The following is a 19,448-nucleotide window of genomic DNA, read 5'->3' as shown; positions in this document are numbered from 1 at the left end:
CGGAGAGGGGGGCGATGACGAAGTACATCATCCGGCGGGTTCTTCAAGCTATCCCGCTCCTCTTTCTCATCAGTTTCCTCGCCTTCTGGATCTACAGCATTATTCCCAACACGCCGTTCCGGGCCGAGCTCGCGCTGAACCCGAACGCGACTGAAGAGGATATTCGCCGCCTCGAAGAGAAGTACGGCTTCAACAAGCCGTTCCCCGTCCGCTATGTGGAGTGGCTCGGCAATATTCTTCGAGGCGACTTCGGCCGTTCCTACTTCACGAAGCGGCCGGTGTTCGAGATGATCTTCGAGCGTCTGCCAAACACCCTTCTCCTCGCGAGCTCAGCGTTTCTTATCAGCTTGTGCGTTGGGATACCGCTGGGGATCTATTCAGCGCTCAATCGCAACACTGTCTCGGATAACATCATCCGCTCGGTCACGGTGTTCTTTACCGCTCTTCCCGCTTGGGCAATCGGGCTGATCCTGATCATCGTGCTCGGCGGCCAGCTTCGCTGGTTTCCGCAGGGAGGGATGTATACGATCGGCAAGGAAGCCGACCTGCTGAACCGGCTGCATCATTTGGCGCTTCCCGCGCTCGTGGCCGGCATCGACGGATGTGTCGGGTATATCCGGCTGATGCGCTCGCAGACACTTGAGGTGCTGCGCCAAGACTATGTTCGGACGGCCTATGCGAAAGGCCTCGGCCGCTCAGCGGTCATTTGGCGCCATGTCTTGCGCAACTCGATCATCCCGGTGTGGACGAGTTTCGGCGGGCTGCTTGCGGCGTTAGTGAGCGGCGCCGCGATCTTCGAGACAATCTTCTCCTGGCCGGGGATTGGCCGGCTCGTTCTCGACTCTGCCCTGAAGCTGGATTACCCGGTTGTCCTTGCAACAACGATGGTGGGCGCGGTGCTGATCCTGATCGGCTATCTGATCGTCGACATCGGCTACGCCTGGCTCGACCCGAGGGTGCGGCTTGAGTAGCACTGTCGGTCTCGCTGCCTCCCGCCTTCGTCGCGAGCCGCGCGGGCGTCCGCTAGGGTTTTGGGCGGCCTCATTCCAGCGCTTGCTTCGGAACAAGCTCGCGCTGTTCGCGCTCTTTGGGCTCCTTGTGCTCGCCGGTCTTGCGCTCTCCGCGCCGCTCTTTGAGCAGGCGCTTGGGCTGAGCCGCGACGAGATCAACCTCGCCAACAACTATCAGCCGCCGAACGCCCGCCACTGGTTCGGCACAGATGAATACGGCCGAGACTACTTCATCCGGATGCTCTATGGCGGCCAAGTGTCGATGACGATGGGACTTGCCGTCGCCGCGGTCATTCTTGCGATCGGGGTACCGCTCGGTCTGGCGGCGGGCTATTACGGCGGCCTGTTCGACGACGTGCTGAACTGGGTGATCCAGATCATGGTCACCTTGCCTGTGCTGTACGTTCTCATCTTTGTCTCCGCGCTGATCCCCCCGGCGCCGATTGTCCTTGCGCTCATCATCGGCGCCTTCGGCTGGATGAGCAACGCGCGGCAAGCACGCGGCGTGACGCTTCAGCTGAAACGGGCAGAATATGTCGTCGCAGCGCGCGCTCTCGGCGCAAGCGATGCGCGGATCCTCTTTCGGCACATCCTGCCAAACATCATCTCACTGATGATCGTTCTCGCCGGGTTCGATGTCGTCGCAGGAGCGATCGCCGAGACGAGCCTCTCCTTCTTGGGTCTGGGGGTGCGTCCGCCACTCCCAAGCTGGGGCAATATGCTGACAAATGCGTTCAGCTATATGTTCCGTGCCCCGTATCTCATTGTCTTCCCAGTGGTCGCGATCAGCCTGTTCGTCCTGTTCGTCTATATGCTGGCTGATGGACTGCGAGACGCCTTCGATCCCAGCCTCAAAGAGTCGTAATCGGGGGAAGGAGGCGGCGGGAGAGGCGCGAGATGCGCTTCTACCCAGGCGGCAACAGCGAGGAGGTCGGCATCTGCGCCCGCCCGGCCGACAAGCTGCAGGCCGAGGGGGAGCCCCTCGCGCGAGAGGCCAGAGGGGACCGTGATCGCGGGCGTGCCGATGAGGCTCCAAGGCGCAAGCGAGGTACGGTCGCCGGTCGTTGTCGGGCTGCCGGCGGGCGAGGTAGTGGTCGGCATGATCAGCGCGTCGCACTCCTCCATCGCCTTCGCGGCGGCAAGGCGGTAGCGGCGGCGAAGCCGGTCGGCGCGGAGAAGGTGCTCGGCTGGGAGGAGCGCCCCGATGCGGACATTGTCGCGCAGCCGCGGTGTCGGCAGTCCGGAGGCAAAGTTGGTGAGGTCTCGGTGGACTGCGGCTGCCTCGGCCCACATGATGATGCGCTGCACTGCCGCCATCTCGTGGACGGGCAGCGTTACTGACGCAATCGTTGCTCCCGCGCGAGCGAGCTGCTCCAGCATCCGGCGGGTGTGGGCGATCGTCTCGTCATCGCATCGCTCGAACATCGTCTCGACGAGGCCAAGCCGCGGAGGGATGCGCACGTCCCGGGATGGTGAGGAGGGGAGAGGGGGACGGCAGGCAGGATCGTCCGGGTCGAGGCCCGCCATCGCCTGGAAGAGCACATGAGCGTCGCGCACAGAGCGGCAGATGAACCCGATATGGTCAAGCGAGGGGGCGAGCGGAGTGACACCGCTCCGGCCGGTCCAGCCGAAGGTGGGTTTGAACCCGACAGCGCCGCAGTAGGAGGCAGGCCGCAGCACTGAGCCGGCCGTCTGGGTTCCGAGCGCGGCGGGCACCGTGCGTGCTCCCACAGCGGCGCCAGAGCCGCTGCTCGACCCGCCCGGGGTCCGCTCGAGGTGATACGGATTGCGCGTTGCTGGCGGGTCGACGAACGCGAACGGCGCGGTCGCGGTCTTGCCGACGATGATCGCGCCGGCAGCGCGCAGCCGTGCGACGACAAAAGCATCTCGTGGGGGCACCCGTCCGCCCGGAACGCCGTTGGTCGTGGGCATGCCGGCGACGTCGATCACGTCCTTCACCCCGACCGGAACGCCGGCAAGCGGGCCAACGCGCTCCCCCCTCGCAAGGCGCTCGTCGATCGCGCGTGCCGCTGCATGCGCGTGGTCCGGGGCCAGGTAGGCCCACGCGTGGATCGCCGGCTCCCACTGGGCAATGCGGTCGAGAACGGCCTGCAGCGCCTCGTGCGCTGATAGAGCGCGGCGCGCGATCGCCTCGGCGAGAGCGGTGGCGTCGTTGAAGGTCATGTCGTCCACGGCGGCTCCAAGTCGGGCCAGTCGACAGTGGGGTCGATGGTTGCCGCCGCGACGACGGTCAGCTCTGCCGCGGCTTCCACAATCAGATCATCGAGTGCGCGCGCAGCATCGCTGCCCCAGAGGAGTTCGGCGTCGCGCCGCAGCCGCTCCACAATATCGGGGTTCGGCGCCGGGGGATGGTAGCGCGTCACCGTCATGTCTCAGTACACCTCGGCAGTTTCGGGGTCGAACGCTTCGAGGCGGCGGCGCACGCTGGAAAGAAAACGAGCCGCTTGGAGCCCATCGAGCACGCGATGATCGAAGGAGAAACAGAGGAACATCATCGGGCGGATCGCCAGCATTCCCTCAACAACGACGACGCGGTCGACGACCGCCTCCATCGTCAGGATGCCCGCCTGCGGCGGGTTGATGATGGAGTAGGAGATGATGGTGCCGAAAGTGCCGACATTGTTCACCGTAAAGGTGCCGCCCTGCATGTCGGCGAGGGTAAGCTTCCCCCGGCGGGCGCGGTCGGTCAGGTCGTGCAGCGCGCGCGCGATCCCGGCGAGGCTGAGGCTATCCGCGTTGCGGATGACCGGCACGACGAGGGCGTCCTCCGTGCCGACCGCAACCCCGATGTTGACATCGCCATGCTCGATGATGGCATCGCCATCCCACTGCGCGTTGACGCGGGGGTTCTCGCGCAGCGCCTCGGCAGTTGCCTTAATGACAAAGGGGACATAAGTGAGGTTCACTCCTTCGCGCCGGCGGAAGTCGTCTTTCACCTTGTTGCGGAAGGCGGCGACTCGGCTCATGTCCACCTCCTGCACCTGCCAGGCGTGGGGAATGGTGGACTTCGAGCGGGTGACGTTGTCGGCGATCATCCGGCGCATCGCCGTGATCGGAATGCGCTCGCTCGTCCCCGGGCGCGCCGGTGCGGGCGCGGCACTCGCCGCGGGTGGCGGAGCCGCTTCGGCGGTTGCCGGGCGGGCAGGGGCGGAGGGAGCGGGCAGAGGGGGCGCCGGCGGCGCAGTCGTCTCCTCGCGTTCGACATAGCTGAGCACATCGCGCCGCGTGACCCGTCCGCCGACCCCAGTGCCGACCACTTTCGAGAGGTCGATCCCCCGCTCCTTTGCCAGAAGCTCGACCGAAGGAGAGACGGCCGGCGGGACCGTCGGCTGGCTTGGAGGCGGCGAGGGAGCGAGCGGGGGAAGGGTGGAGGGCGGTGCCGGCTGCGGCGAGACGGTCGGCTCTTCCGGCGCTGCGCCCGGGGGCGTTGGCGCTGCCTCGCTGGGGGGGACCGCGACGTCGGCGGTCTCGACGATCGCAATGGGCGCGCCCACCGCGACCGTCTGACCGGGCTCGGCGAGGATCTGGATCAGCTTCCCCGCGAAGGGAGCGGGCACCTCCGCGTTGACCTTATCGGTGATCACCTCAACCAACGGGTCGAAGGCTTGGAATTCGTCGCCGGGCTGTCGAATCCAGCGATCGATCACCCCTTCGACGATGCTCTCGCCTAACGATGGCAACGTGACAGTCGTCTGCATCTCCACACTCGCACCGGGACTGCATCGGGCTTTTATTAGCGTATCACAGCGTGCTGCGCTGAATTTCGAAGCGCACGATATCGGCCGGCTGGTCGGCCCAAAACTGCGGGTCGTGACTGGGAAGCGGGATCGCGCCTTCTCGCCACACCTGGATCAGCCGCTCAAGGGAGCGCGCGGCCGCCGCCGTGTCGACATGGAGGCCGGGGAGCAGCCGCTCACGCAGACTGCGGCCAGTCGGCGCAGCGTCTCCAGTGAGCAGCAGCTGAGTGGTGCCGACCCGGACAATCACGGAGACATGGCCGAGCGTATGCCCTGGCGTTTCGATCAGGAGAACCCCGTCAAGGGGAGTGGTATCGCCGCGGTAGAGCTGCCACGCCACGGGAGCGGCAAGGAGGCTCGGGTGGTAGCCGGAGCGCTCCCCCGCCTCCTTCGCGGCGGCCAGTTCTGTCGCGTGGACCCACACCGTGGTGGCGGACGGGAGGTCAACCAGCGCTCCGGCGTGGTCGAAGTGGAGATGGGTCAGGATGACGCCAGCGATGTCCGCGCGCATGAGGCCGACTTCCGCGAGCCGTTCCTCAAGCGTTTCGCTGAGGGCGAGGCGGGCGCGCCGGCCACCAACTCCGTAGCACGCACGAGGGTCGGGGGCTGCCGCGGCGGCGAGACCGCAATCGATCAGCCAGACCCCAGCGTCGCTCTCGAGGAGCGCCCATGTGATTGGGACGAGAAGCTGGGGGCCACGCTCGCCCCACCACAGCGACCCAGTTTCGGCGAGGAGTGCTCCGGCGCGGACGAACCAGAGCGAGCGAACAGCCGTGACGCCTCCTACTCGCGCGGCTCCGTTAGCCCTTCGCTCAGCCGAAGACGCCGCAGCGCGGCCGCTTCGAGTTGGCGGACCCGTTCTCGGCAGACGCCCAATGCGCTCGCGATCGCTTCAAGCGACTGCGGGCTGCAGCCGCCGAGCCCATAGCGGCGAACGATCACCTCCCGTTCGCGCTCGGGGCAGCGGTTGAGCGCCGAGGCGAGCGACTGGATCAGCACCGCGTTGATCGCGTCGCGTTCGGGGTCAGCGGTCGGGTCAGGAAGGCTGTCGGCAAGCCGCTCCGTTCCCGCGCCCGGTTCATCGAGCGAAGCAGGGGGCAAAAGGTCGAGGCGGGGCGCGCCGTCGACGTCGTCTGCCGGCTTCTTCGCCACGCGGCGAGGAATGCGGACGACGCGTTGGTGCCGCTGCGCTGCGCGGTCGACCGCTTGACGGATCCAGGGGACAGCGTAGGTGCTGAAGCGCACGCCGCGGTCAGGGTCAAATCGCTCGGCTGCCTCGATCAGACCGATGCATCCTTCCTGCACGAGGTCGGCAAGATCGACCCAGCTCCCGCGATAGCGAAGAACCTCGCGGTAGACCAAGCGCAGGTTCTGGCGCACGAGCCGGTCGCGAGCGGCTTGCGCTTGGCAGCGCAGGAACTCGAGAAAGAGCGCGTGATCGAGCGACGCCGCAAAGGAGCTTTCTGGGATATGCTTGGCAGCCGCAATCATGCGGGCGAGCCGCTGCTCTTCCTCGGCGGTGAGCAGCGCTCCGTGTTCATCCCCTTCGTCGTCGCTCCCTGCGGTCGAGAAGAGCAACGTATCATCGGCGTGGTCAGGCTCTATCGTGATCGGCGTCACGGTCGCTCCATAGGCGTGGAAACTTTGTGTCCAGCCGCGGCGATGTTGCAGCCGCCGTACGGGTGGTCACGGAGTTCATCCACTTCTGGAAGTCATCATTTGCCGGTGCGGCGATCAGGTGTTCTGTCCTCTGCCGCTATTCGTGTCATCTTCCCGGTCGGCGTCTCGCTTCGGACTCGCGCGGGAAGAGAGGCTCTCTGCGCCTCACGGTGAGGCGCCCGTTACAATGCTCGCATTGTACAGCAGATGGGCTGAAGCGTGCTGCCGCCCGGAAATGAGGCTCGCGGTATGGGAGATCGATCGCGCTACCTGCTGATCCGCGACCTTCCCACGAGCGAGCGGCCGCGCGAGCGGCTGCTTCATTACGGTCCGGCTGCGCTGTCGAATGCGGAGCTGATCGCCATCATTTGGCGCACGGGCACTGCGCGGGAGAGCGTTCTCGACCTTGCTTCCCGCACTCTCAGCCAGTTTGGGTCGCTGGCGGCGCTCGGCAGGGCGAGCATTGCAGAATTGACTGCCCTGCGGGGGGTCGGCGAGGCAAAAGCGGTCGAACTGCAGGCGGCGATCGAGCTTGGCCGGCGCACGATCGCGCTCGCGCCGGAGGAGCGCCTGACGATCCGTTCGCCGGCAGATATCGCGAACTTGTGCATTCCCGACATGGCGCTTCTCGACCGGGAAACGCTCCGCGTCATTCTGCTGAACATGAAAAACCATGTCCTCTTCGTGCAGGACCTCTACCGCGGCAGCTTGAACCGGTCGGTGGTGCGAGTGGCAGAGGTGTTCCGGGAAGCGATCCGCCAGAATGCTGCCGCGATCGTCGTCGTTCATAACCACCCGTCGGGCGACCCGTCGCCCTCGAGCGAGGATCTCGCCGTTACCCGCGAGCTTGTGGCGGCGGGGCGGCTGTTGGAGATCGAGGTGCTCGACCATCTCATCATCGCGGGCCAGCGCTATGTTTCGCTCAAAGAGCGCGGGTTGGGCTTTCCGCCTGAGGAGAGGAGATGACCGCCAAACAAGAACTGCGCGCGCTGCTCGATGCCGCCGATGACGAATTGAACGCGCTGCTCGACTCGCTGGCGCCTGACGAGTGGGAGCGGCGGACAGCCACGCGGGATAGGTGGACAGTGCGGGAGACGGTAAGCCACATTGTCACCGGCGAGGCAGGGAACCTCGCCATCGCGCGCGGAATCGCGGAGGGCAAGGACATGTATCGCCCCGATTTCGATCTCGATCGCTACAACCGGCGCGCTATCGAGAAGTCTGCCCACCGCTCCCCCGAGGACCTGCGGGCCGATCTCCGCGCTCGCCGTCAGGAGACGCTCGCGTTCCTCGAGCAGCTTGATGAAGCGGCGCTCCAGCGTGCCGGGCGACGCACTACCGGCGAGAGGACGACCGTCGCCGAGGTGTTCCGGCGCATCGCGGAGCATCAGCGCGAGCACGCCGCCGAGATCCGGGCCGCCGTTGGGCGTTAGCGGCTCGGCTCCTCAGCCGCTGACGAACGGAGCGTGAGCGGCAGATAAGCGGGAAAGCGCGCTGCCGCCCCGAATGAGACGACCACCGGCTCGTGGTCGCTCAGCCGCGGCGGGACCCCGCGCTCTGTCGGCGCAGGGTCGGGCCGGTCGGCCGTGACGTGCGCGACGCGCGCGTCGATGAGGCGCGCGGCAAGGCGGGGCGAAAGAAGGACGTGGTCGATCGCGTCAGCAACGCCCTCAAAAATGAATGTGTAACGCTCTAGCGGGGGCACGCGGTCGAGCGCGCTGCTCAACCTCCCGCCCGGGAGCGCCTCCTGAAGCGCGGGCAGCGCTGAGGCGGGAGCGTTGAAGTCGCCGGCGATCGCGACGAGGGCAGCAGGATCAGCCTGAAGCGCGCGTCGGGCGAGGTCGACCACGAACGCGGCTTGGGCAGCTCGCCGAGGGCGAAAGTCGGTCGGCGTGCTTTTGAAATGCACCCCGATCACCAGCAGCGCCGCTCCGTCCTCCAGCGCAAACCGCATGAGGAGCGGGGGACGGGAAAACAGCAGTTCCCCCTCACCATCGGCAGCAACCACCGGGTCGGCGGCGGTGTTCAGGGCGAGCGGCGCTGCGCTGGCCGCCGACTCCGTGAACTCCATCCCCAGCGGCAGCGGCTCGAGGCGGTCAGGCCGGTAGAGAAGCGCGGTGACGATCCCGCGTTGGTCCGTTCCTCGGCGGTCGGCAGCGGGCAGGTAGCGCACGCTGCCGGAGGAGCGCAGGCTGACCGCGATGCTCAAGTCGTGGAGGACATCGAGCAGCCCATCGCTACCCTCGTCGGCGCCGCAGCGGCCGAATGCCTGCCCGCCGCTGTGGCAGAGGTCTTGGCTTTCGGCCTCTTGGACGACGAAGACGTCGGGCGCGCCCAAGGGACCAAGGATCAGGTCTGCGGTGGCGAAGAGCCGCTCCCGGTAAGCGGCGACCGAAGGAGGAATGAACGGCGCGCCGGGGTTGTCGTTGCTGTCTGCGGGGTTATCCCACCGGTCAAAGAAGTTGCGCAGGTTAAACGTTGCGATGCGAAGCGCTGCGGATTCTGTGAGGGGGAGAGGGCGCGGCCTCGGGCCCGCAGAGAAGCTCGGCATCTCGTCCGCTGCTACCGCCGGGCGGCCCCCTTGCCGCATCACCACCCCACTGACTGGTTGCTCAAGGCGATCGAGCGAGTGCACGGGGGGCAGCACCGCGTCGTCTGCGGCTGCGCGCAGTGCTTGGCTGCTCAGCCGCACCAGTCGGTCCGGCGGAAGACCGGCGGCGGTGTCTGGCCCGAAGACGCGCTGTTTCCGGGGGTCCGACTCCGCGCCGAGGGCGACGTCGATGAACGTCTCGCCGCTGGCGAGGGTGACGCGCGGGCCAGAAGCGACCGCGCCGGCAGGAACGAGAACGCGCATCCCCTCCAGCTGGGCCCACGCGCAGCGGTCGAGCTGCGGCGGCAAGGGGCGTGGCGTCGGCAGGGGCCCGCTCGGCTCGCGGTGGTCGATCGCCACAGCGCTCAAGATCGTCTGCCCGGCGTGCTGTCCGACCACGCCGGAGACCGTGACGCGCTCACCAATCCGCACTGCGCCCGCAGGCAGTCCGTCCAAGGCGATCGCGCTTGAAGCGTCGCCGCCGCTGGCGTCTTGGAGCAGCGCGAGCAGGCGACTTCCCTCGCGGACGAGCGCGGTAATTGTGCCGGTCAGCCGGACGGGCCTCGCTATCCACCGCGGCGGACGGCTGCACCCGTCCGGGATGGAGAGTGGACCGCGTGCCTCGCTGATCGAGAGGGAGGTGAGGGGAGGAGGTGTATTCGGGCTGCCAAGCGTCGGCGCGGTTGGCCCGAATGCGGCGCCAGCTCCCGGGCCGCTCGCCCACCGCCCGATGCTCTGGCCGGCACTTGGGCGGGGGAAGGCGGCAAGCGCCAGCGCCGCCCGCAGCGGCGGGTCGGCTGCCCCAATCACAACGGCGTCGAGGAGCTGAGGGGGCGGAGGCGGCAGCTGCGGATCTCCTCGGACAAGCGCGAGAAGCCGGCTTTCGCCGTCGGGAGGGTTCACCACGGTGCCAAGGGAGAGAAGGCGGCTGCCCGGCAAAGAGCCGCCGCTGGAGAGTGTTCCGGATAACGGGTGCGCTTCAAGGAGCAGTCCATTGCCATCGGAGAGAACGAGCGTCAGCCCGGTCAGCGCGGCACCCCGCATCCCGATCAGTTCGATCTCGCCGCCGGGGCCGACCTCATTCAGGCGGGCGGGACCATTGGCGAAGCCGGGCGAGGGAGGCCAGTCGCTCCGCCAGGCGCCATCCCATCCTCGGCTGAGCGACGCCGTGACGCCGTCTGCGGGGAGAAGCGGCGGCGGGGTGTGCGGGCGGAACCGGGCGCGGAAGAGCGGGTCGTCGCGGTCGCCGTAGATGACAACATCGACGAGCGAGGACGGCGTCGGAGAAGCGGGCGCGGCGTCATCGCGATAGAGGGCGACGGCATCGGGGGCGCCAGCGCCGTTTTGGATCCCGTTGCTCTCCCAAGCGACGAGATCGACGCTGTCGACCAGCGCGGACCCGACGACAAACCGGCCGCGGGGGCCGACCGACCACCCATCAAGCCGCACGGTCCGGTAGGCGGGAGCGGCGGCTGCGCCGCCGCTGAAGAAGACGAGCCGGAAACCGTCGAGCGGCGCGCCTGGCGGGCCGGCGAGCTCGACAAACTCCCATCGATCGGTGCCGGCCTGGTCCGCGTCGACCTCGGCGATGGCGAGCGTGAGCGACGCTTCCCCCGGCGCTCCAAGCGGAGCCCCGATGAGGGACGAGAGAACAATGAAGGCCGCCAGCACCCCCGGGCGCATGGCGGCCATGATACTTGAGCGCGCCTACGAGCGCGGGAGCACGCGTCGCTCCTCGTAGCGGTAGGCGGTGACCTCGCCGTGGAGCGAGAGGTCGAGCCCGGCAGCCTCCTCTTCCGGGCTGACGCGCAGGCCCATCAGCCGGTCGAGGACTTTGAGGAGGAGGAAGGTCGCGCCGAAGGAGAAGCTCCCGGTGATCGCGACAGCGGCGACTTGGATGCCCAGTTGGCCCGGGTTGCCCGCCAGCAGGCCGTTCGCGCCGGCCGCGTTGACGGCGAGCGTGGCGAAGATGCCGGTTGCGACCGCGCCCCAAGCGCCGCCCACTCCGTGGATGCCGAATACATCGAGGGAGTCATCGATCTGCATTCGGTTGCGCAGCTGGACGGCGAAGAAGCAGGCGATGCCGGCGACCAGCCCGATGATCACGGCTGCCCCCGGGGTGACAAAGCCGGCGGCTGGGGTGATGGCGACGAGGCCGGCAACGGCGCCGGACGCCGCGCCGAGGACGCTCGGCTTGCCCGACTGCCACCACGAGATCGCCATCCACGCGAGCGCGGCAGCGGCAGCGGAAGTGTTGGTCACAACGAAGGCGTTCGCGGCGAGCCCTCCTGCGCCGAGCGCGCTGCCGGCATTGAACCCGAACCACCCGAACCAGAGGAGGGCGGCGCCGAGCACAGTCATCGAGATATCGTGCGGCTCAATCGGGATCTCGCCGTAGCCTTGGCGGCGTCCAAAGACGATCGCAGCGGCGAGCGCCGCCATGCCCGAGCTGACATGCACTACCGTGCCCCCCGCGAAGTCCAGCGCTCCCCAGCTCCGCAGCCAGCCAGGGATGCCGCTGCAGCCGGCAACCGCCTCTGCTCCCTCGACCGGCGTGCAGCTCCAGACCCAGTGCGCAATCGGGGCGTAGATCAGCGTCGACCAGAGCGCAGTGAAGACGAGGAAGGTGGAAAACTTCTTCCGCTCAGCGAACGCGCCAGTGATGAGCGCCGGCGTGATCACCGCGAACATGCATTGGTAGACGGCGAAGGCGAGATGAGGCACTGTTGCCGCGTACGCGCCATTCGGCTCCTGACCGACGTTGGCGAACCCGAGATACTGCAGGCCCCCGATAAATCCGCCGAGGGTTGGGCCGAACGCGAGGGAATAGCCCCACAGAACCCAGATCACGCTGACGAGGGCGACAATGATGAAGCTTTGCATGATAGTCGCGAGGACGTTTTTGCCGCGCGCCATCCCCGCGTAGAAGAAGCCGAGCGCCGGCGTCATCAGCATGACGAGCGCAGCCGAGGTCAAGAGCCAAGCGGTATCTCCAGCCTGTATCTCCATCCGACGGTTCCTCCTTGCCGATCCTCTCAGCGGCAGTGTGATGTGAGGCGCAGGGTCGGCATCCCGGACGACCGCGGGCGCAGCAGCGCTGACTTGGAGAAACGCCCAACATTGGGCGCGAGCATGATGCTAAACTGGCTGCGGACGGCGATAGTATTCGCGCTTTGCTCGAAAATAGCCGCAATCTTTTGGGCAATCTTCCAAAGATGCTGCCCGGAGCAGAGCGCCGCCGAGAGAGAACACGGGAGACCCCTTGTGGCATTGGAAAAACATCCAAAGCGGCGGCAGTGGTCAAGCGAGGGGCGTTCTTGCTAGGATGATTGCGGTATCCCCGCGACTACGCGATCGGAGGAGGGTGTGACCCGCTTCCTGGAGCCGATCCTTGTTCCCTTGATCGCTTTGGCGATCCTCGTGCCGGGTATTGTCGGCATCGGGTTGCTGCTGCTGGCAGCTGGTCACACCGGCGCGATTGTCGTCGCGCTGGCCATCATGACGGGGATCACGGCCGCAGCGTTTCTGCTCGACCGCGCGCCGCGAGCGCAGGCACGCGCTGAAGCGGCAGGTATTTCGACGCCGATCAGCAAGTATGTCTGGCGGGCGGTCCTGATCGTCACCTTCTTCGCCATCGTTGGGATTACCTTCTACCTCACCTTTGCGTGGATCACGATTGCATACCTCTACCCCACGCCGGGGCTGATTTTGATTGTTTCGGGGCTGATCGGCACGCCTGCGCTGATCGGATTGGCGGTCGCGGCGGCGCTGCTGCGTCCTCGCTGGGCATAGCGCCGGTTCGATCGCTTCTCTTGACAGGGGAGCAACCCCCTCCTACGATTTCATCCGATTTCCTCTTGGGACTGCCGGGCGAACGCAGATGACATCCGGTTGCAACGCGTCGTCAGGGCGGCCGAGAGGCTGTGGTATACTCGGTTGGCGGAGTTTGCTATCCGGTGAAAGTGACATCAGAGCGTGCGCCCGAAAGTCAGGTCATTCTCACAATCGAGATTGAGCCAGCAGAGCTTGAGCGATCACTCGAATCGGCCTATCAGCGCCTCGCTCCTCGCGCGCTTGTTCCCGGTTTCCGGAAAGGCAAAGCTCCTCGCGCAATCATCGAGCGGTATTTCGGCCGCGCCGCCCTCTTGGAGGATGCAATCGAGCATCTTGCGCCGAAGGTGGCCCAAGATGCCATTCAGCAGGAGAAGATCGAGCCCCTTTCGCAGCCGCGTCTTGAAGTGACTCAGCTTGACCCGGTTGTTGTCAAGGCGACGGTCGATGTTAAGCCAACGATTGATCTGCGCGAGTATCAATCGATCCGCGTTGACATTGTTGAGCCAACGCTGGAGGAAGACGCTGTCGATCGAGCTATCGAGAGCGTGCGCGAGCGTCATGCAATCTGGGAGCCGGTCGAGCGGCCGATTGCGGAGGACGACCTCGTTCTTCTCGATTACCGCGCTTGGGAAGGAGAGCGGCCGGTTGGCTCAGCCGATGGCCTGACCTACCGGGTGATCGTCGATCGGCGCGACCCGCTTCCGGGATTTGCGCGGGAGCTGATTGGGATGTCGGCCGGTGAGACCAAGACGTTCACGCTCAGCTACGGAGAAGAGGACGCCGCGAAAGAGCTGGCAGGCAAGTCGTTCGACGTGTCGGTCACGGTGCGCGAGGTCAAAGGGAAGCGGCTGCCCGACCTCGACGAGGCGTTCATCCAAGAGGTCACCGGCGATTTGAAAACAATTGAGGAGCTGCGCGAACGGGTGGAGGCGAACCTTCGCCGGCGCGCGGAGATTGATGCCTACGCCAAAATGCGCGATGCGGCGCTGAGCGCCTTGAGCGCGCTGGCAGAGGCCGAAGCGCCGTACAGCTTGATCGAGAGCCAGCTCGACCAGATGATTGAGGAACGGCGGTCTCTGATGCAGCGTTCGGGGATCCGGTGGGAGGATTACGTCCGCGTTGTCGGCGGCTCGGAAGAGGCGATCCGCGAGCAGCTGCGGGACGAAGCGCGCGAGCGGGTGCGCCGCCGTCTTCTGCTGAGCGAGCTGGCGACAGTCGAAGGCATTACGGTGACGGCCGACGAGATCAACGACGAGCTGGCCGACCAAATCCGCACCTCAGGGCTGTCCGCCGCGCAGGCGAGCCGCGTGCTCGAGCATCCTAACGCGCGCGCGATCGCCGAGCAGAACCTCCGGGTCCGGAAGGCGCTCGCACGGCTCGTCGAGATCGCAACGGAAGGGAAAGTTGCGCCGCCGGCGGGCGAGGTGGACCCGGCGCTTGTCGGCGAACAACGTGAAGATGAGGAGCATGGTCGTCGCGCCGGAGCGACGGAAGAAGGGTGACGATGCATATCCCGCCGAGCATCCTGCCGTATCTGCCGCAAAACATCATCCCAATGGTCATTGAGCAAAGCCAACGGGGAGAGCGTGCCTTCGATATCTACTCTCTCCTGCTGAAGGAGCGGATTGTCATCTTAGGCACCCCGATCAACGATCAAGTTGCCAACCTGATCATCGCCCAGCTGCTCTATCTTGACCGCGAAGACCCGGACCGTGATATCCAGCTGTACATTCAGAGCCCGGGCGGAGTGATCACGGCAGGGTTGGCGATCTACGACACGATGCAGCTGATCAAAGCGGATGTCTCCACGATCTGCATGGGCATGGCAGCAAGCATGGGGACGGTCTTGCTCGCTGCGGGCAAGAAGGGGAAGCGCTTCGCGCTTCCGAATGCCACTGTGCACATGCATCAAGCGATTGGCGGCGCTCAAGGGCAGGCGGCGGACATCCGAATTGCCGCCCGCGAGATCGAGCGGCTGCAGAACAAGATCCTGTCGATCTTGTCAAAACACACTGGGCAGCCGATCGAGAAGATTGAGCGTGATGCCGACCGCGACTACTATCTGCCCGCTGAGGAGGCGGTCGCCTACGGCATTGTCGATGAGGTGTTGACCCCTCAGGAGAAATGAGCGAGGTTCGTGAGGCGGCACGCCGCTCGCCGCCTCACTGGCCGGCGCCCGATGGTTGACGAGCGGTGGAGGGTCGATGGCAAACTCGCGCAATAGCCGGATGCAATACCACTGCTCCTTTTGCGGGAAGACCCAAGAGCAAGTTCGGCGGCTGATCGCCGGTCCCGGGGCGGTCTACATCTGCGACGAGTGCGTGGAGCTGTGTCGCGAGATCATTGATGAAGAAGCGAAGCCGCAGCCGAAGCCAAAGACACCGCTTCCCAAGGTGCCAACGCCAAAGCGGATTTATGAACTGCTGAGCGAATATGTCATCGGCCAAGAACGCGCCAAGAAGGTGCTCTCTGTCGCTGTCTATAACCACTACAAGCGGATCAATCTTGGCGCCCAAGTCGATGATGTCGAGCTTCAGAAAAGCAACATCTTGCTGATCGGGCCAACAGGCTCGGGGAAGACGCTCCTTGCCCAGACATTGGCGAAGATCCTCGACGTGCCGTTCACCATTGCCGACGCAACCTCGCTGACAGAGGCAGGATATGTCGGCGAAGATGTCGAGAACATCCTCCTTCACCTGATCCAAGCGGCGGACTTTGATATCCAGCGTGCCGAGCGGGGAATTATCTATATCGACGAGATCGACAAAATCGCCCGCAAAGGGGATAACCCCTCGATCACCCGCGATGTCTCGGGCGAAGGAGTACAGCAAGCGCTGCTCAAGATCTTGGAAGGGACGGTTGCCAATGTTCCGCCGCAGGGCGGACGGAAGCACCCGCATCAGGAATTTCTGCAGATCAACACGACTAACATCCTGTTCATCTGTGGCGGCGCGTTCGAGGGACTCGATCGAATCATTGCGAAGCGGCTGAATAAGCGGCGCTCAATGGGGTTCCGCGCCGACGGCAAGAACGAGATCATCGACGATGCTGACGAACTGCTGAAGCAAGTGACCCCCGATGACCTGCTGCATTACGGCTTGATCCCCGAGTTCATCGGCCGGCTGCCCGTTGTGGTGTCGTTGCATTCGCTTGACCGCGATGCCTTGGTGCGGATCCTGCGCGAGCCGAAGAATGCGATTGTCAAGCAGTATCAAAAGATCTTCGCCTTTGACAAGGTTGAACTGGTCTTCGAAGAAGATGCATTGATCGCTGCCGCCGAAGAAGCGCTCGCGCATAAAACGGGGGCGCGGGGGTTGCGCTCGATCATCGAGGAGATCTTGCTCGACGTGATGTTCGAGATCCCCTCCCGCGGCGATGTCCGCAAGTGCATCGTCACTCGGGATGCCATCGTGAACAAGGCTCGCCCCGAGCTGCGCACCCGCTCGGAGCGCCTCATCGAATTTGACGTTTTCGAAGAGCCGCAGTCGGCCTAACGCTCCAGTCGCACGCCTGCCCATCCCCGGTTTGACCGCAGCTGGCAGCGCCTAGGCGTGCAGCATTCCTGCGGGCGGGCGTTTGATGCGGAAGGCGAGCGGGAGAGCGACGGCGAGCAGCAGCCAGAGCGCCAGCACTCCCAGCCCGATCGCCGCCACCGTTTGCGTGACCCACAGGCCGAGCGCGACGCTCGCCGGCTTGTACTCAAACACGACCTCGTGCTCGCCGGCCGGAACGAGCACCGCCATGAACAGCGCGTTGGCGCGCTCCAGCGATGCTGCCGCCCCGTTGATCGAGACCTGCCAGCCTGGGAAGAACGACTCGGTGAAGACGAGATAAGCCGGGGTCTGAAGCGAGACGGCGACCACCCGTCGTTCAGGCGACTCCTGCCGCGCCGAGAGGCGGTCGGGGACAGTCGGCTTCGGGAGGGCAGGCGGCGTTGCGCCGATGAGTGCGGTTACGCGTCCGCTCGTGGCGCGGACAACATTCAGCGCTTCGCCGTCGCCCCGCACAGGCTGGACGTCGCGCGTCAGATAGAACCGCTCCCGCCAATCGAGGTTCTCGTAGACCTTCAGGTCGCCGCTGTGAACGAGCCGCCAGCGTTCATTCAGAACAAGCGGCTCGCTCGCTTGCATCCGGTCATCGATCAAGGTGGCGCCCCGCACGACGAGCCGCACCTCCGGCAAGGTTGCCGCAATGCGGATCTCTTTGGGGTAGATGACCCCCGGAAATTGGACGGCCGTCCAGTAGTTGTAGGCGCGCGGGTTGCCCTTCCAGAGGGACGCCACTGTCCGCTGCGGAACGACGTGGGCCGGTGCCGCGCCTGGGCGGTTGTAATCGCCCTCGGCAGTGTCGAGCCCGGCTCGCAGCGTGTCAGTCAAGACCCGCCCGCTACTGTCGATGACCGTAACCACCCCGACGATTTCCCCCTGAGGAACGCGAGCTCCATTCTCGAGGTAGGTAATCAGCCCTAGGGAGGTGCTCGCGAAGGAGGGAACGTTGCGGAGGGTGAGGGGACGGTCGGGCGTCACCCGGACCGTGTGGCCGAGGTCGTAATAGGCGTTGGCGTACCAGACATCGCGCGCCTTGTCCATCACGGCATAGCGCACGTTCAGCATCCCGAGAAGGAGACTGTCGGGGAGGGCGTCGAGCTGCTCGCGGAGGATGCCGTCCGGCGCGCGGTTGCGGGGACGCTCGGCAACACTGCCCGCGAGCGCCTCGGCGCTCTCAAGGAGGACGCTCTTGAATTCGACATAGCGCCGGAGGGGGAGCACGCCTCCGTCGTAACCGTCGATAGTCGAGAGGCCAAAGCGCATCGGCACATTCGGTGTCAGAAACTCGTGATACTTGAGGGCGGTGACATAGTCTTGGATCCGCTCGGGCGGCAGTTCATCCTGCAGCAGGAGCCGCAGGTCGGCGAGGTCGCCGGGGTCGAAGGTGCCTTCGGAAATCGCGAGCACCCGGTAGGTTGCAGGGTCCGTCAGCAGATGGCTGATCACCGGCCGTTGGGTGGTATACGCCGTCATGGGGAGGGGGTGGCTCAGTTCGAGATCGCCGCGGGCGAACCAGAGCTCGACGGCGACCACGACAACAATCGCCGTCCCAAGCCAACGGTTCGGCGCCCACGGCAAGCCGGCGAGGATCAGCGCCAGCGTCAAGCCGATCATGGGCACCCAAATCGCAAGCACTTCACGGCGCGGAAAGACAAGAAGCGGGTGGAGGAGCCAAACGAGACTGAAAGCGGCGATGATGACGATGGTGATCCCGAGTTGCCGCCGCCGCAGTTCAGCGAGGGAATGCCGGTCGGCAAAGGTCTGAGTGAAGGCGCTGGCGCCGATCGCGGCGAGGGTCGCGACAGCAAATGTGTAGAGAAAGAGCCAACGCGCCGGCACGCGGAAGAGCGAGATGCCCGGCCAATAGCGGTAAACATACTCGTAGAACGGATTGAAGTTGCCCAGCGCCATGAAGATCGCGAGAACAGCGATGCTGAAACAGAACCAGGTGTACGGGTGGCGAATTCGAACCCCCAGCGCGACAAGCGCTAACCCAAGGGGCAGGATGCCGACGTAGGCGATATATTCGCTGAAGGGGTTCTCGAGATAGCCCGGCAGCAGCGAGCGGAGCAGCTCCCACGGCCGAAGCGAGAAGGAAGTCACCTCTTTGAACGACATGCCGCCGGCGCGGATCGACTCTGCAGACAGTTCGAGGGTCGGGATCAGCTGCACGGCGGCGAGCCCGACGCCAAGCGCCAGCATCGAAGCAAACGCGAGCAGGGAGAACGCCAGTTCGTTCGTCCAGCGGCCAAGCAGGGCGCTCAGCCGCCCGAGCCGCGCCCGCCAGCCGACAGGCGGCGCCTCCCTCAGCATCAGCGCGCGATGAGTTCCGAGCAGCAGCTGGAACATAAAGAAGAAGCCGAGTGCGACGAGCGTGAGATAGGACTCTTGCGTGTGGCCGGCGAGAAATTGGGCGGCGAGCGCGACGCCGGCGGCAAGCACAAGCGGGACGCTCTTGCGCCGGCAGGCTTGCTCGTAGAGGACGAAGATGATCGGGATCCATGCCGACGCCGCGAGCTGATTGGGGTGGCCGGTCTGGCCTGAGAGGAAGCCGCTCAGCATAAACACCAGCCCCCCAACGATCGCGCCCAGCCGGTCGAGGCCGACAGAGAGGCGGCAGAAGGCGTACATCCCGATACCGGCGAGAGCAATATGAAGCACGGTGTGAACCGTGATCGCGCGCGGTGCCGGGAGCGCGATCGTCAGCCAAGTTGGCGGGTAAAAGACCGCCGTTTGGATGTTCGCGAGGAGCGGGACGCCGAGGAAGATGTCGGGGTTCCAAAGGGGGAGCCGCCCTGCGCGCAAGGCAGCGTTGACCGCTTCCCGGTAAGGATAGAAGTACGTGAGGAGGTCGTAGCTGCCGAGGACCCGGTCGGTCAGGACGATTTGCCAGAAGCCGGCGATGGCAGCGGCGACCAGCACGACGCCGACGGCAGCCTCCAGCATGACGGCGCGAAGAACCGGAACGATCTCCCGCCATCTCCACCCCTGCAGCCCCGCTCCTCTGTTCCCTGTCGGCAGCGTGGGACGGGCGGGCGGGGGCGGTGCT

16 protein-coding genes are annotated in these 19,448 nt (G+C 65.6%); 8 read left to right on the top strand and 8 right to left on the bottom strand.

Annotated elements, in window-relative coordinates; all coding sequences use genetic code 11:
- Positions 1 to 14: 14 nt before the first annotated feature.
- Positions 15 to 971 carry an ABC transporter permease gene (locus NZ773_09280; protein ID MCS6802114.1) on the top strand — a complete coding sequence of 319 codons (957 nt, stop codon included), beginning with the start codon at positions 15 to 17 and terminating at the stop codon, positions 969 to 971.
- A complete protein-coding gene (locus NZ773_09275; protein MCS6802113.1) occupies positions 964 to 1,875 on the top strand; it encodes an ABC transporter permease in 912 nt (303 codons plus the stop codon). The genes NZ773_09280 and NZ773_09275 overlap by 8 nt, the downstream gene beginning before the upstream one ends.
- On the opposite strand, the gene NZ773_09270 is transcribed toward NZ773_09275, so the two are convergent.
- From NZ773_09270 to NZ773_09250, 5 genes are all read right to left on the bottom strand, one after another.
- Positions 1,818 to 3,194 (bottom strand): amidase, encoded by a 1,377-nt coding sequence (locus NZ773_09270; GenBank protein ID MCS6802112.1) that lies wholly within the window; start codon positions 3,192 to 3,194, stop codon positions 1,818 to 1,820. The genes NZ773_09275 and NZ773_09270 overlap by 58 nt on opposite strands.
- Positions 3,191 to 3,400 carry a hypothetical protein gene (locus NZ773_09265; protein MCS6802111.1) on the bottom strand — a complete coding sequence of 70 codons (210 nt, stop codon included), beginning with the start codon at positions 3,398 to 3,400 and terminating at the stop codon, positions 3,191 to 3,193. Before NZ773_09265 ends, NZ773_09270 begins: the two co-directional genes overlap by 4 nt.
- 3 nt (positions 3,401 to 3,403) lie before the next feature.
- The gene (locus NZ773_09260; protein ID MCS6802110.1) at positions 3,404 to 4,729 is read right to left on the bottom strand and encodes a 2-oxo acid dehydrogenase subunit E2; all 1,326 of its coding nucleotides are present in this window, start codon (positions 4,727 to 4,729) and stop codon (positions 3,404 to 3,406) included.
- Between the two features lie 43 nt (positions 4,730 to 4,772).
- Positions 4,773 to 5,444 carry an MBL fold metallo-hydrolase gene (locus NZ773_09255; GenBank protein ID MCS6802109.1) on the bottom strand — a complete coding sequence of 224 codons (672 nt, stop codon included), beginning with the start codon at positions 5,442 to 5,444 and terminating at the stop codon, positions 4,773 to 4,775.
- Positions 5,445 to 5,551: 107 nt separating this feature from the next.
- Positions 5,552 to 6,388, bottom strand: coding sequence for a sigma-70 family RNA polymerase sigma factor (locus tag NZ773_09250; protein ID MCS6802108.1), 837 nt, complete (start codon positions 6,386 to 6,388; stop codon positions 5,552 to 5,554).
- Positions 6,389 to 6,676: 288 nt separating this feature from the next.
- Between NZ773_09250 and radC the strand changes: the two genes are divergently transcribed.
- Positions 6,677 to 7,393 (top strand): DNA repair protein RadC, encoded by a 717-nt coding sequence (radC, locus tag NZ773_09245; protein MCS6802107.1) that lies wholly within the window; start codon positions 6,677 to 6,679, stop codon positions 7,391 to 7,393.
- Entirely contained in the window at positions 7,390 to 7,860 is a 471-nt protein-coding gene (locus NZ773_09240) for a DinB family protein (GenBank protein MCS6802106.1), read from the top strand. The genes radC and NZ773_09240 overlap by 4 nt, the downstream gene beginning before the upstream one ends.
- Here NZ773_09240 and NZ773_09235 read toward each other — a convergent pair.
- Positions 7,857 to 10,700 (bottom strand): hypothetical protein, encoded by a 2,844-nt coding sequence (locus tag NZ773_09235; GenBank protein MCS6802105.1) that lies wholly within the window; start codon positions 10,698 to 10,700, stop codon positions 7,857 to 7,859. The genes NZ773_09240 and NZ773_09235 overlap by 4 nt on opposite strands.
- Positions 10,701 to 10,724: 24 nt before the next feature.
- The gene (locus tag NZ773_09230) at positions 10,725 to 12,026 is read right to left on the bottom strand and encodes an ammonium transporter (GenBank protein ID MCS6802104.1); all 1,302 of its coding nucleotides are present in this window, start codon (positions 12,024 to 12,026) and stop codon (positions 10,725 to 10,727) included.
- A 357-nt stretch (positions 12,027 to 12,383) separates the two neighbouring features.
- Between NZ773_09230 and NZ773_09225 the strand changes: the two genes are divergently transcribed.
- The 4 genes from NZ773_09225 to clpX all read left to right on the top strand — a co-directional run bounded on the left by NZ773_09225 (position 12,384) and on the right by clpX (position 16,345).
- Complete coding sequence (locus NZ773_09225; protein ID MCS6802103.1) at positions 12,384 to 12,809, top strand: hypothetical protein; 426 nt, start codon at positions 12,384 to 12,386, stop codon at positions 12,807 to 12,809.
- A 170-nt stretch (positions 12,810 to 12,979) separates the two neighbouring features.
- Positions 12,980 to 14,353: a trigger factor gene (tig, locus tag NZ773_09220; GenBank protein MCS6802102.1), complete on the top strand. Its 1,374-nt coding sequence runs from the start codon at positions 12,980 to 12,982 to the stop codon at positions 14,351 to 14,353.
- A 44-nt stretch (positions 14,354 to 14,397) separates the two neighbouring features.
- Complete coding sequence (locus NZ773_09215) at positions 14,398 to 14,979, top strand: ATP-dependent Clp protease proteolytic subunit (GenBank protein MCS6802101.1); 582 nt, start codon at positions 14,398 to 14,400, stop codon at positions 14,977 to 14,979.
- A gap of 76 nt (positions 14,980 to 15,055) precedes the next feature.
- Positions 15,056 to 16,345, top strand: coding sequence for an ATP-dependent Clp protease ATP-binding subunit ClpX (gene clpX, locus NZ773_09210; protein ID MCS6802100.1), 1,290 nt, complete (start codon positions 15,056 to 15,058; stop codon positions 16,343 to 16,345).
- A 51-nt stretch (positions 16,346 to 16,396) separates the two neighbouring features.
- On the opposite strand, the gene NZ773_09205 is transcribed toward clpX, so the two are convergent.
- The gene (locus tag NZ773_09205; GenBank protein ID MCS6802099.1) at positions 16,397 to 19,345 is read right to left on the bottom strand and encodes a YfhO family protein; all 2,949 of its coding nucleotides are present in this window, start codon (positions 19,343 to 19,345) and stop codon (positions 16,397 to 16,399) included.
- Positions 19,346 to 19,448 lie beyond the last annotated feature (103 nt).

The organism is Dehalococcoidia bacterium (assembly GCA_025054935.1).
Lineage (GTDB): Bacteria > Chloroflexota > Dehalococcoidia > SpSt-223 > SpSt-223 > JANWZD01.
The sequence above is the reverse complement of the archived record's forward strand: the minus strand, read 5'-3'. Positions and strand labels throughout refer to the sequence as shown.